Annotated in this window: 12 protein-coding genes; 8 read left to right on the forward strand and 4 right to left on the reverse strand. The window is 60.1% G+C overall.

What is annotated here, in order from left to right:
• Positions 1-6 precede the first annotated feature (6 nt).
• Positions 7-1,038, forward strand: coding sequence for an L-threonine 3-dehydrogenase (gene tdh / locus ABH945_RS21065; RefSeq protein ID WP_074770920.1), 1,032 nt, complete (start codon positions 7-9; stop codon positions 1,036-1,038).
• 46 nt (positions 1,039-1,084) lie between these two features.
• On the opposite strand, the gene ABH945_RS21070 is transcribed toward tdh, so the two are convergent.
• Positions 1,085-1,735 carry a YceI family protein gene (locus ABH945_RS21070; RefSeq protein ID WP_429251793.1) on the reverse strand — a complete coding sequence of 217 codons (651 nt, stop codon included), beginning with the start codon at positions 1,733-1,735 and terminating at the stop codon, positions 1,085-1,087.
• 121 nt (positions 1,736-1,856) lie between these two features.
• Here ABH945_RS21070 and ABH945_RS21075 point away from each other — a divergent pair, with 121 nt between their 5' ends.
• The 3 genes from ABH945_RS21075 (at position 1,857) to ABH945_RS21085 (ending at position 3,790) form a co-directional block, all read left to right on the forward strand.
• On the forward strand, positions 1,857-2,552 hold the full coding sequence (locus ABH945_RS21075) for a TetR/AcrR family transcriptional regulator (RefSeq protein ID WP_429251794.1): 696 nt from the start codon (positions 1,857-1,859) through the stop codon (positions 2,550-2,552).
• Positions 2,553-2,566: 14 nt separating this feature from the next.
• Entirely contained in the window at positions 2,567-3,046 is a 480-nt protein-coding gene (locus ABH945_RS21080) for a DUF1348 family protein (RefSeq protein WP_074770923.1), read from the forward strand.
• A gap of 225 nt (positions 3,047-3,271) precedes the next feature.
• The gene (locus tag ABH945_RS21085) at positions 3,272-3,790 is read left to right on the forward strand and encodes a hypothetical protein (RefSeq protein WP_074770924.1); all 519 of its coding nucleotides are present in this window, start codon (positions 3,272-3,274) and stop codon (positions 3,788-3,790) included.
• A gap of 410 nt (positions 3,791-4,200) precedes the next feature.
• Here the strand turns inward: ABH945_RS21085 and ABH945_RS21090 are convergent, their stop codons facing one another.
• The gene (locus ABH945_RS21090) at positions 4,201-5,883 is read right to left on the reverse strand and encodes a Na/Pi cotransporter family protein (RefSeq protein ID WP_429251795.1); all 1,683 of its coding nucleotides are present in this window, start codon (positions 5,881-5,883) and stop codon (positions 4,201-4,203) included.
• Between the two features lie 878 nt (positions 5,884-6,761).
• Here ABH945_RS21090 and ABH945_RS21095 point away from each other — a divergent pair.
• Positions 6,762-6,956: a hypothetical protein gene (locus ABH945_RS21095; protein WP_074770925.1), complete on the forward strand. Its 195-nt coding sequence runs from the start codon at positions 6,762-6,764 to the stop codon at positions 6,954-6,956.
• Positions 6,957-7,033: 77 nt separating this feature from the next.
• On the opposite strand, the gene ABH945_RS21100 is transcribed toward ABH945_RS21095, so the two are convergent.
• Positions 7,034-8,281 carry an ATP-binding protein gene (locus ABH945_RS21100; protein WP_074770926.1) on the reverse strand — a complete coding sequence of 416 codons (1,248 nt, stop codon included), beginning with the start codon at positions 8,279-8,281 and terminating at the stop codon, positions 7,034-7,036.
• Positions 8,265-9,002, reverse strand: a complete 738-nt coding sequence (locus tag ABH945_RS21105; protein ID WP_429251796.1) for a response regulator — start codon at positions 9,000-9,002, stop codon at positions 8,265-8,267. Before ABH945_RS21105 ends, ABH945_RS21100 begins: the two co-directional genes overlap by 17 nt.
• 798 nt (positions 9,003-9,800) lie before the next feature.
• On the opposite strand from ABH945_RS21105, the gene ABH945_RS21110 reads away from it, so the two are divergent.
• The 3 genes from ABH945_RS21110 to ABH945_RS21120 are packed head-to-tail and all read left to right on the forward strand — an operon-like array spanning position 9,801 to position 13,494.
• A complete protein-coding gene (locus ABH945_RS21110; RefSeq protein WP_429251797.1) occupies positions 9,801-12,191 on the forward strand; it encodes an ATP-binding protein in 2,391 nt (796 codons plus the stop codon).
• Between the two features lie 32 nt (positions 12,192-12,223).
• Positions 12,224-12,958, forward strand: a complete 735-nt coding sequence (locus ABH945_RS21115; RefSeq protein ID WP_429251798.1) for a methyl-accepting chemotaxis protein — start codon at positions 12,224-12,226, stop codon at positions 12,956-12,958.
• Positions 12,955-13,494 (forward strand): hypothetical protein, encoded by a 540-nt coding sequence (locus ABH945_RS21120; RefSeq protein ID WP_074770930.1) that lies wholly within the window; start codon positions 12,955-12,957, stop codon positions 13,492-13,494. The genes ABH945_RS21115 and ABH945_RS21120 overlap by 4 nt, the downstream gene beginning before the upstream one ends.
• The last annotated feature ends 10 nt before the right edge of the window (positions 13,495-13,504 follow it).

A 13,504-nucleotide genomic window follows, 5' to 3' on the forward strand; every position in this document is an offset into this window, starting at 1 on the left:
ACGCAGATGAAAGCATTGGCAAAACTCGAACGCGCGCCGGGCCTCACGCTCACTGACGTCAAGAAGCCCGAAGTCGGACACAACGACGTGATGATCCGCATCACCCGTACCGCGATTTGCGGCACCGATATCCACATCTGGAAGTGGGACGATTGGGCGCAGAAAACCATTCCCGTACCGATGCATGTCGGGCATGAATACGTCGGCGAAATTGTCGAGATGGGACAGGAAGTGCGCGGCTTTGCAATCGGCGACCGCGTGTCCGGCGAAGGACATATCACCTGCGGTTTTTGCCGTAACTGTCGCGCGGGGCGCCGTCATTTGTGCCGCAATACGGTGGGCGTCGGCGTGAATCGTGAAGGCGCGTTCGCCGAATATCTGGTGATTCCCGCATTCAACGCGTTCAAGATTCCGCCCGAGATTTCCGACGACCTCGCCGCGATTTTCGACCCGTTCGGCAACGCGACGCATACGGCGCTGTCGTTCAATCTGGTCGGCGAAGACGTGTTGATTACCGGCGCGGGACCGATCGGCATCATGGCGGTCGCGATTGCGAAGCACGTTGGCGCGCGCAATGTCGTGATTACCGACGTCAACGATTACCGGCTAGAACTCGCGCGCAAAATGGGCGCGACGCGCGCGGTGAACGTATCGCGTGAATCGTTGCGCGACGTGATGGCCGATTTGCACATGACCGAGGGATTCGACGTCGGGCTGGAAATGTCCGGCGTGCCGAGCGCGTTCACGAGCATGCTCGAAGCGATGAATCACGGCGGCAAGATTGCGCTGCTCGGCATTCCGCCGGCGCAGACCGCAATCGACTGGACTCAGGTGATCTTCAAAGGTCTCGAAATCAAGGGCATTTACGGGCGGGAGATGTTCGAGACCTGGTACAAGATGGTGGCAATGCTGCAAAGCGGTTTGGATCTTTCGCCGATCCTCACACATCATTTCAAGGTAGACGATTATCAGCAGGCGTTTGCCACGATGTTGTCCGGCGAAAGCGGCAAAGTGATTCTCGACTGGACCGACGCTTGAGTCAGCGCTAACAACCAATGCTGTATCTCGAACGCCCGCATCGCGCTTACGCGCCTGCGGGCGTTTTCACGAACTCGGCCTGAATTCGCACATGAATATCGTCGCCGACAGCGGGATACCACGTCGCCAGTCCAAACTTCGCGCGGCTGAAATGGCCGTCCGCTGAAAAACCGAGCGTGTCTTCTTTCGTGAGCGGATCGGGGGCAAAGCCGTTAAAAGTCACGTCGAGCGTGACAGGTTGCGTGACGCCGCGAATCGTCAGATCACCAGTCAGCGTGCCACGCGATTCGCCGGTGCGCTCGAAACGTGTGCTCGCAAAACGGATCTCCGGATAACGCGTCACGTCGAGCATGTTGTCGCCTTTCACCATCTTGTCGAGCAGCGGCACGTTCGTATCGATGCTCGCCGCGTCGATCGTGATCGCTGCCGTGCTTCGGTCCAGACCGCCGTCATTCCAGTCCAACTGACCCTGCTTGCGATCGAACCGTATCGTAAAGCGCGAGTATTTGAAGTGATCGATGTCGAAGGTAATGCTCGTGTGATCGGGATCGACTTCGTATCGTCCGGCGGGTACGCGCGCCTCGTTCTGGCTGACCGAATGCGTGAGCACCTGCACCGGTGTGCAGGCGATTGCCGTCAGCAGCAGTGCGCCAGGCAGCGCGCGCGCCAGCATGACGCGAACAGAGAATGAGTTCATGACGCCCGTTCCGGTTGAACAACGTTGACCATCATCGCCGATCAAGATAGCAGCTAGCGTACCCACCTCGCCAGAACACAAACAACTTGACGAGGGAGAACGATCATTCTACCCTTCGCACATGGCTACAGAAACTCATGTTCAATCGGCCGCACCCGGCAGCGCGCGCGAGCGTCTGCTGGAAGCCGCCGAAGCGTTGGTGTACGCGGGCGGCATCCATGCAACCGGCGTGGATGCGATCGTCAAGCAATCTGGCACTGCGCGCAAAAGCTTCTACACGCATTTCGAATCGAAAGATGCGTTGGTCGCGGCCGCACTCGACCGGCGCGACGAACGCTGGATGAACTGGTTTATCGCCGGTACGCAAAGTCGTGGCAAGACCGCACGAAAGCGGCTGCTAGGCATGTTCGAGGTACTGCGCGAATGGTTTGCGTCGGACGATTTTCACGGTTGTGCGTTTTTGAATGCGGCCGGGGAAATTGCGTCGGCGGAAGATCCGATCCGGCTGGTCGCGCGCAAACATAAGGAACGTCTTCTCGAATTCGTGCGAACCGAGTGCGATGCGTTTGCCGCAGAGGCCGACATCGACGCGCGGCGCGTTGCGCTGTTGTCGCGCCAGTGGTTGATTCTGCTCGACGGCGCGATTGCGGTTGCGCTGGTGAGTGGCGACGCCGATGCCGCACGTGACTCGCAAGCCGCCGGCGAAATCCTGCTCGATGCGCAAATCGCAGAAGAATCGGACAAGCACCGAAGAAGCAAACCCGCAAGCCCGTCCATCAACCGGCGCCCGTCATCCCGACGCACCGCAACTGACTGAGGAACTGAATCATCATGGCCGATTCGATCGAAACCCGCCCACCGTTGCCGCCATTCACGCGTGAAACCGCGATCCAGAAAGTGCGTGCCGCGGAAGACGGCTGGAATACCCGCGATCCCGAACGCGTGTCGCTCGCGTACACGGTCGATAGCGTGTGGCGCAACCGCGCCGAATTCACGAACGGGCGCGCGGAGATTGTCGGCCTGCTGCGCCGGAAATGGGCGAAGGAACTCGACTACCGGCTGATCAAGGAACTGTGGGCATTTACCGATAACCGCATCGCCGTACGTTTTGCTTACGAATGGCACGACGATTCGAACAACTGGTTTCGCTCATATGGCAACGAGAATTGGGAGTTCGACGAGCACGGACTGATGGCGCGCCGTCATGCGAGCATCAACGATCTGCCGATTCGCGAAGCGGACCGCCTGTACCACTGGCCGCTCGGCCGCCGTCCCGATGATCATCCGGGGCTGTCGGATCTCGGCCTCTAAATTTATCTTTCACTCCAGAAGGTGAATGCGCGTCGCGTATTCACCGCTTTGCCATCGGTTCTCCGTTATGGTTATGGTTCGAGGCTGCGGGCGCACGTGGTGTGCCCGCGCGTCCGAGTGCAACCTCAACATCGTCGGCGCGGGTTGAGGTACAGTGCGCGACGGGCGGCACGCACATGGCCAGAACATAGATGACACCAGCGCTCGACTGGTGACGGAGAACACATGCACTTTCGGCAGATCAACAAGAACATCCGACGTACCGCAGTGGCGCTCGTGGCCAGCCTCGCGGCCGCATCCGCAGCGCATGCGGGCAACTGGTGCGAAGGCGGCGTTTGGGTCGACGCAATGCTCGGCTCGTATCACATCGACCCCGATCCGAATACCAACTTCAACGAGTTCAACCCGGGCCTCGGCGTCGAATGCTGGATCAACAATCAATGGGCGGTGACGGCGGGCGGCTTCCGCAATTCGCTGCGCCGGCCTTCTTACTATGGCGGCGGAGTGTGGGCGCCGGAGTTCGCGCACTGGGGCATCGTGCGGATCGCGGCGATGGGCGGGATTATCTCCGGCTATAACTATGGCAACTGGGGACTCGGCCGCAACCATACGATCGGACCGGTGGTCGCGCCGATCGTGATGCTCGAGTACAAGCGCGTCGGCGCGAACTTCATCGTGATTCCGCCGATTCCTTCGGACAATCTGCCGTTTACGATCGGGTTTCAGGTGAAGGTGAAGTTCTGACCGCGATAGGTGAGCTTTTTCGGGGGCTGGGTTTATCGCCCTCGAATTGTGGCTGCCAGCCGGATTGAATGCCTCTGCGTAACACCATCGTCGATCGTATTTTCTCCGCGAAGAGGAAGCCTCCAAACAGAAATGTGCGTAACGGTACGCATATTCTGAATAGTGAGGATATCCAGGAGCACAAACCCGGCGCGACCGGCCAGATCGCAAAGGTGAGGAATTCAAGGTAGCGGATCTGAGGGAAAATCGCTAGAGGTGAGCGATTGCGGGATGGTGAGGATATCCAGGGGTCCAGGCCGCACCTGAAAAATAGCCCTTCCCAGATGCCCTGGCGTTCGGTTTCATGCAAATCAATGCGCCCGTGAAACCTGCATTGGCAGCGTAAACCAGGCCATATAACCCGCCGCCATCTACCGGAACTCAGACGCAGTTCTGGCAATTGCCCGCGAGTAATGCGCGATCTGTCTGCCCTGCTCGATCAGATCCATGACCAGGCGGTAACTCAGCACATCCATCTTGTCGGCCAGTTGAAGTTTGGTCAGTACGGCCTGGCGAGCGGCCGTCGCCATCGTTTCGATTTCGGCCTTCGCTTCGACGACGGCGGCGGCCTCGTTGTCCTTTTCCTCGTCGATCGTTGCAATCGCACGTTCGAGGTTGAGCATCACGGTCGCCCCAAACTGGGTCGTCGCGTCGTCCCACAAGCGCGTGAGATCGACCTGATGCGTCAGCCTTTGCTGACTGACGGAAACCAGATTGGTCGCGACGATACTGCTGATGCTTTCCAGACTCGTCGCCACTTGCGCGAGCCCAACCAGTTGCTGACCTTCCGCCTCGGAATGTTCGACCTGCGACAGCTCGCCGATATATTGGAGAATCTGCGGCGCCAGCCGCTCGACTTCCTTGTCCTGTTCGAGCAGCCGCCGGATATCTTCGATCGTGCCGGTGCCTACCATCGTCGAACCGTTGCGAACGATTTCCAGAACCAGTTGACCGAAACGCGTCAGCTCGAGGCGGACTCGCTGAAGTCCCAATGACGGCACCGTCAGCGACGATGTGTCGAGGTAGACCGCATCTCCCACGGGCTTTTCTTTTTTCTCGCGGCTTGGCGCGATCAATTGCGCGAGTTTGGCGATTGGTCCCGTGAACCAGATCAGGATCAACGTGCTGGCTACGCTGAATATCGTGTGAGTGTTGGCAACCTGGCGCGGCGTTTCGGCAGCGAGTTTCGCGAGACCGTGCAACTCCGGGTAGGACGGCGAGATATGCCGCACCAGATTCGCCATCTGCGGAATGAAGAAGACCCAGAACATCACGCCGACAAGATTGAAGATCAGATGCACGACGCCGACCTGGCGCGCCTCGGCCGGTTTGCCGATAGACGCGAGCAGCGCCGTTCCGCAGGTGCCCACGTTAGCGCCGAGGATCAACGCAATGCCTGCTTCCAGCGGCATCAGCCCTTGCGCGCCGAGTGCGATCACGATGGCGAGCGTCGCGGCGGAGCTTTGAACGATGGCGGTAAACACGGCGCCGACCACGATGCCTAGCACCGGGTTCTCCATATTCTGCATGGCGTCGATGAACGGCTGGAACGTGCGTAGCGGACGCGTCGCATCGCCCATCAACTGGATGCCGAGAAACAGCAGCCCAAGCCCCAGCACCACTCCGCCGATCTGCTGAAGCAGATCGCGCTTGCTGAACGCATGCAGCAGAAAGCCGAGCGCGAGCATGAATGGCGTCAGCTTCGAGACGTCGAACGCGACGAGTTGCGCGGTGATCGTCGAGCCGATATTCGCGCCCATGATCATCGGCACGGATTGACTGAGCGTCATCAAACCCGCGGAAACGAAGCCGACCATCAGCACCGTGGTGATCGTCGACGAATTCAGCAGTGCGGTGACGAGCGCGCCGGCCAGCACGCCGCGAAAGCGGTTCGCGGTCAGCGTGCCCAGCAGCGACTCCAGCTTGGGGCCGGCGATGGATTTCAGACCCGCCGTCATGAATTCCAGACCGAGAAGGAACAGCGCAAGACCGCCGAGCAACAGTCCCGCGATTTCGACGAGATTCAGGCCGGCCGGTTCGATGCCAGGAGTCATATTGTTTTGCCTTTTGTCATGATGCGCATTCCTCAAATGAAGCATTGCGAACGGTTCGCGCAATGCCTTTCCGTATGCACTACTTCCGACTCGATGACGAATTGGACTGACTCAATGCAGTTAATACAACTTCACAATCAGGTTAAGGATACGAACTTTAAGGTTCGCGAATCAAAGACTCAAGATCTGCTGAAAGACGAATTGCGAACGCGGGATTTTGTCCGGCAACCGTTGGACATCATGATTCGATTGCCATTGTTCAGGCGATCTGGGTTATCTGAAATGCGGTTCGTCGAGCAGTCGCATCGGTACCCATGGACTGTCATTTCTATAATAGGCGCTCTGGATTCGAAAGCGCAACGTAGCGGATCGTGTGCGTGTGAGAGAACCGCCAGGCACGCACGTTGACGCGATACGCGCAAAGGTGAGACGTTCCAGGAGGTCGATTCTCCATGTCGAAAGGTGAGTAATTCCAGGAGGTATCGGCAAAGGTGAGGAATTCCAGGAGGTGAGTCATGGCCTTCGTCAATCCGCACCGGCTGCAAGGTGAGTATTTCCAGGGAGTCCTCCAGCAACGTTCTGTGGTGACGCAAGAGGACTTGCCGAACTCACCAGTCGCTCGAACTAACGGCCACCCGACTCCTTACATCGTCTTCCATATACAAACAAAGCGTGAGCGTGCAAAGCGGCATCGCCCAGCATCGCAGGGTCGCTGTAAACAGGCTGCACGGCGACACTCCCCGGTCCGCTGGATCTGCTTCGGCTGTCACGCTTTGCTGCGGTTGTAACGGCTTCGTAAAACATGATCTTCCGTCGATTGATAAGTTTTGGATAACGCAATGACTGTGCGTCGACATCAATCTATCGAAGGAGCAAGTATGAAGAAGCTATTGGCAATCGCGGTCGTGGCCGCGCTGAGCGCGACCTTGAGCGGATGTTTCTGGGGACCGCCTCCGGGCTGGGGCGGCGGTGGCCATGACCACGGTGGGCCTGGCGGCGGTGGCGGCCCCGGCGGCGGCGGCGATGGTCCGCATGGCGCGATCGTCGTTCCGGGTCACGTCGCTCAGGGCTGAGCGTCCGTCCAGTTCAGTGAGATGCAGCGAGAAAGCCGCGTGAGCAGTCACGCGGCTTTTTTACAGCGAGTCGTTTCCTAGGCGGGAAACGTCATCGACACGACGAAGCCGCCGTCGACAGCGTTATCCGCGTGAAAAGCGCCGCCGTTATAGCGCACGAGGCGTCGCACGATGGCGAGCCCCAGGCCGCAATGCGCGTCGCCGCTGCGGGCTTCGTCGAGCCGCACGAACGGTTGCAGCGCGCGGTCGAGCTGGCTGCCGGGAATGCCGCTGCCGTGGTCCCGCACCTGAAGCGTGTAATGCCCGTTGTGTCGTGACGTGGATATCTCGACCGGCGGATCGCCATACGTCAGCGCGTTCTCGATCAGGTTCGTCAGAATCCGGTCGAGGTCGACGAGCGGCAAACCGAAGCCATCGCCGGCTTGCAGATCGAGGCGCACGAGGGCGTCGTCCGCGAGACTGTCGCCGTAATGGCGGCGGCAATGGGCATCCACATTCGTATTGGGCGATGCGTCCGCCGTCTCGCGCGCGAAATCCAGAAACTGCGTGACGATGCGCGACAACGACTCCACATCGCGCAGAAAGCCGCGACGGTTCGCTTCATCGGGCAGCAGATCGGCGCGTACCTGCATGCGCGTGATCGGTGCGCGCAGATCGTGCGCGACACCCGCCAGCATGACTGCGCGCTCCTGGTCGGCTTGCGCAAGCTCATGCACCATCTGATTGAAGTCGCCGATCAACTCCTTCACTTCGCGCGGTCCGCTCGCCTTGACAACCGGCGCACGATGGCCGATGCGAAACTCGCGCGCCGCGAGCGCCAGCCGATGCAAGGGCCGCTGCAAATGCCATGCAGCGAACAGCGCGACGATCACCGCAAACGCGAGCATGACCGCCTGCGCGCCAATGAATCGGCGCGCGGGCAAGATGCTGTTTTTCAACACGAGCCAGCCTGGGTGGCCCGCATATTGAACCCAGATCGTGCCGTTAGAAGGATCGGCCACCACGTGACTGCCGCTCGGCAGCTTCGCGCGCAAGTCTCTCTCGAACGGGCCGGAGGTGTTGTCGCACGGCGCGGAACAGCCCTGGCTGATCGCGTCGTTGCCGTTCACATAGGTGATGCCGAGCGTCTCCGACACCAGCGATGCCGGGAGCGGCTTGCCCTGCTCCGATTCGAGAGCGAGCAGCAACGCGCGTTGCGCATGGCCGGTGTCGATCTGGCCGCGTTCGCTGTCGACGAGAACCACAGCGGTGATGTGCACCAGCACGATCAGGCTCACCGTCATCAACGAGAGCCTGCCAAACAGCGTGTTAAAGGGATTCTTCATCGTCACTGCCGCCGGGCACGAACATATAGCCGGTGCCGCGTATGGTTTGGATACGGCGAGGGTTGGCGGGATCGTCTTCGAGCAGACGGCGCAGGCGCCATACCGGTACGTCGATACCGCGCTCGGTCACTTCGGAGTAAGGGCCGTGCAGCAGATCGACGAGCCGTGAGCGCGACAGCGTTTCCATCGGATGCTGGGCGAGCACTTCGAGCAGCGCATATTCGCTGCCGGTCAGCTTGAGCGGCTCTTCGTCGCGAAACAGCGTGCGACTTGCGAAATCGAGCCGGAAGCGGCCGAAGCGCAGCGCATCGCGTTTCTCGACCGGCGGGGGCGCGGCGGCGGGTTGTGCGTGCCGGCGCAGCACCGCGTGGATGCGCGCCAGCAGTTCCTGCGGCATGAACGGCTTGCCGAGATAGTCGTCGGCGCCGAGTTCGAGACCGACCACGCGATCCACGCCGTCGGCACGCGCCGTCAGCATGATCACGGGAATCGTGTCACCGCTTGCGCGCAACTGGCGCAGCGCACTGAGGCCGTCGACACCAGGCATCATCAGATCGAGCACGATGATCGACGGCCGCTCGCGTTCGAGCCGACGAGCCAGATGGTTGGCGTCATGCAGCACGGACATGTCGATGCCGCGTTGCTGGAAGAAGGTGCGGAGAAGGTCACGCAGGTCGGCGTCGTCGTCGACCAGTAAAACCTGGATGGGCGTGTCGGACATGGCTGGGCCCTGATCGATGAGGACAATTGATGGGCGGCGTCGCCGCTCCTGTCACACATCGCAATATAGCGAATCGCGTGGTAGCAGCGGTTTCGGGTTCTTATGCACGCTTACAGTTTATTACGGTGCGACGGCTTGTGACGCTTTGCATCGATGCGGATGCGATTGGTGATGCCTGAGGTCGAGAGGTGAGGATATTCGGGAGCCGACAAGGTGAAGATGTACGTGCCTGTTGTCGCACTTCAGGCGCACTTTAGCCGATAAGGTGAGGGAATACGGGAGCGGGATTGATTAAGTCATTCGCGGCCTGCGGCCCAAACGGAACCGGACGGCATGCCGAAAAAATTTCTTCAAAGATAATAAAAAAAAGCAATTTATACCGAATAAATTTTTGATGTTTATACAGGTAAAATTGTCAATAAATTAAATAGAAAAATTTGTCTATTGTCAAAGATGGTTCTGCAGAATGCGCGCTAATTTTGCCAGCTAGCCAGCCGCGGCAATGCGTTCAGCATTGCAAAACCACCGTCAACACAAAGTTTTTTGCACAACGAACACTTTCGCGCCTTGTCGGCCCCGCGCGAATCGCCGCAATAAAAAGGCATTAAATAACGGCACTTCAAGACAAAACTTTAGAAAAAAATTTACGACTCTAATTGCCTGAGAAAATCCAATTCAGTCATCGCTTAGTAACATCCATCGGCAATACTCCGCGACGCTACAAGTCAGGCGATATTTCGCATAAAACGCGCGGCTCCGATCGAGGGCTGACGCCAAGGCCAGAAATCGGGGGTTCACATGACGATCCGTCATCGCATCACGCTATTGGTTGTTCTGATGTTCGTCGCCTTGTCGGCGATTGGTGGCTATGCGGTTTACCAGACGCGCGGCAGCGCCGCCGAAGTGCGCAAGGTGACCGAGGGTGTCGTGCCGAGCGCGCTTGCGTCCGCCGACCTCGTGTCGCAGGTCAAGGACGTGCAGCTCGCCACCATGACGCTGGTCTACGCGCCCGACGCCAACATGATCGCGCAAGCGCAGGACGAGTTGAAGAAGAAAAAGGCGACGCTGCAACAGGCGCTAGCGTTGCAGGGCAAGGAAGCCGCGAGCCACGCGCAGCAAGGGCTCGTGACGCAGGCGACCGAGAGCCTCGCGAACTACTTCTCCGCGATCGACGACACGGCCAAAATGAAGGCCGACGGCAAGAACGAACTCGCGCAGGCGTATCTGTTCGCCAACGTCGCGCAGTATCGCGATGAACTCGAAGGCATTGTCGAGACCTTGCGCGTCGAGAAAAACCGCGAGAAAGACGACGCAATCACGACATTGAACGCGACGCTCGCCACCACGACCACGGCAATCGCGGTCGTCACCGGCATCGCAATCATTCTGCTGACGTCGATCGGCTCGCTGCTGTATCGCCAGATCACGCGTCCGCTCAGCCGCATGCAGGGCATGATGAGCGAGATCGCGTCGAGCCAGGATTTCACGCGCCGCGTGCCGGTGGGCCGGCTCGATGAGATCGGCCACTCGATCGTCGCGTTCAACGGCATGATCGAGAAGATTCAGGAAAGCTCCGCGCAGCTCAAGCAGAAAACCGCCGACATCCAGGCGATGTTGCAGAATATGCAGCAGGGCATTCTGACCGTGGTCGACGGCGCGGTGATCCACTCGGAGTATTCGGCCTATCTGAAAGATATCTTCGAGACGAAGGATATTGCGGGCCGCGCGCTGATGGACCTCGTGTTCGGCGACACCGACCTCGGCGCCGACGCGCTGTCGCAAATCGAAGCCGCGACGCACGCATGTCTGGGCGAAGACGGCATCAACTTTGTGTTTAACCAGCACCTGCTGGTCGGCGAAATTTCGCGACGCATGCCCGATGGCCGCGCGAAGATTCTCGACCTGACGTGGTCGGCGATTACCGATGAAAACGACGTCATCGTGCGGCTGATGCTGTGTGTGCGCGACGTCACCGAATTGCGCAAGCTCGCAGCGGAGGCCAGCGAACAGCGTCGCCGTCTCGACATGATCGGCGAGATTCTCGCGGTCAGCGAAGAGAAGTTCCATCACTTCATCGAAAGCTCGGCCGGGTTTGTCAGCGAGAACGAGCGGATCATCCGCAAACATTCGGAAGCGGATCACGCGGCGATTGCCGAACTGTTCCGCAACATGCACACCATCAAGGGCAATGCGCGGACCTACAACCTGCAGCACCTGACCAACGTCGTGCACGAAACCGAGCGCAGCTATCACGAACTGCGTCAGCCGGATGCGGATCGCTCGTGGGATCAGGAGCATCTGATGCAGGAGTTGACGCGCGTGCGCGAGGCCATCGAGAGCTACGCGCGAATCAACGAACAGAGCCTGGGCCGCAAGGGCAAAAACCAGTCGGACGATGCGGGCAATGCAGGCCGCTACGTGATGATCGGCAAGGACGACCTTCAGCAAACGCTCAGCCTGCTCGACAAAACCAACGCCGACGAACTGCACGACCTGCAATCCATGCGCGATTCGCTGCGCCGCAAGCTGCGCGCATTGGGCAGCGAAAGCGTGCGCGACGCGCTCTCCGGCGTACTGGATTCGCTGCCCTCTCTCGCGAGCGAGTTGGGCAAGCCCGCGCCGGACGTGCGGATCGACGACAACGGTTATCGCTTGCGCGGTCAGGCAAGCGGCACGTTGAGCAACGTGTTCGTGCATCTGCTGCGCAATTCGATCGACCACGGTATCGAATCCGCCGACGCACGTAGCGCGCAAGGCAAGAGCGCGGCCGGCACGATCGATATCGAAGTAGGCGTGGACAGCGGCGCATTGCAGATCACGCTCAGCGACGACGGCCGCGGCCTCGCGCTCGAACGGATTCGCGGAATCGCGATGGAGCGCGGCTGGATCGGCGCCGACGACACGCTGGGCGACGAAGCCATCGCCGACTTCATCTTCCGGCCCGGATTTTCGACGGCTGAAACGGTGACCGAAGTATCGGGCCGCGGCGTCGGCATGGACGCCGTACGCGATTTCCTGCGGCGCGAAAACGGCAGCATCGAGTTGCGCTTTACCGACGATCGAAAGGGCGCGTCGTTCCGTCAGTTCCAGACGATTGTGAGTCTGCCGGACAGCTTCGCCGTGGACACCCTCGGTGCCGACGCGCGCGACGAAGCCGGCGATCTGAAACTCGACGCGATGGCCGGTTGAGCGTCGGCTGACGCACATCGCAAGGAAAGGTTGTGATCCAACAGTATGTATTGGGGGCGCTGGCAGGCGGCGCGGTGACCGCTGTGGCGGCATGGGTCGCGCACAAGCTGCACAGCGCGCAATTAACCGCGCGGCTGCTGGCCGAAGCGCGAGCCTTGACCGTCTCGCGCGAGGCCGAGCAGGCGGCGCATAGGCGCGCACTCGACGAACGCGAGCAGGCCGAACAGGACTTGCAGGCGCTGACCGCGCAATTGCGCGAGGAGTTGGCGCAGCAAGCCGCGAATGTCGAAGAACTGCGCGGCGCACTCGACGCCATGAGCGGGAACCGCGAACAGTGGACTCACCAGGCGCAGCAGATCGCGAGCGAAGCCGCGCGTCTGAAGGCCCTCGGCGCGACCTTCGAGCGCTGGCACGAGCAGATGATCTCGCTGATGACGCAGAACCACGACATGCACGCGAAGAATCAGGAGCTGTCGTCGATCGTGCGGCATGTGGTGATCGTGTCGCTGAATGCATCGATTGAGGCGGCGCGCGCGGGTCCGGCCGGACGCGGCTTCGCGGTGGTCGCGAGCGAAGTGCGCTCGCTCGCCGCGCGTTCCGAGGAGTTGTCGAAGAGCTATCGTGACAGCCTGCATCGCAACGATCTGACCACCACGTCCACGTTTCAGGATATCCAGGCGGGCGGCAAGATGATCGCGGCGTCGCTCGCTAGCGTCGAATCGCTGGCCCATCAGTTTCACGCGCGGCTCGACGAGGTGCCGGCGTGATTTCGGCCGACGCGAAAAGCAGTTTCGAGCGCATCTTCCGCAAGGCGGCGCAGGCTCGCCTGCCAAAAGACACAAGCGACTCGTGCGAGATCGAAGCGATTGCCGACGCCAGCATCGGCGCGACGAAAAACACCCAGGTGGTCGTGCTGACCATCTCGTCGATCGTGTTCCGGCTCCTGCTGATTCTGCATTTCGACGAAGACGACAGCACGCATCGCTACTACCTGAAAGAAGGCGACGAGAGGCCGTTCCAGGAAGTCTTTCTGGAAATCTGCAACCTGTGTTGCGGCGCGATGAACCAGGAACTGCTGAACTACTTTCCCGACCTCGGCATGTCCACGCCCTACGTGCTGAACGCGCAGTGCCTGCCGCATCTGCATGAGTTGAAGCCGGGGTTCCTGGCGTCGTATTCGGTCACGCTTAACGACGGCGTGCGGCTTGCCGCGACTGTCTGCGTGTGCGCGCATGCGCCAATCGATTTCGTCGCCGATACCAGCGCGATTGAAGAAACCAGCGGCGAGCTGGAACTGTTCTGAACAAGAGAAT

The sequence above is a fragment of the Paraburkholderia sp. GAS333 genome, assembly GCF_050435665.1.
GTDB classification, from domain to species: domain Bacteria; phylum Pseudomonadota; class Gammaproteobacteria; order Burkholderiales; family Burkholderiaceae; genus Paraburkholderia; species Paraburkholderia fungorum_A.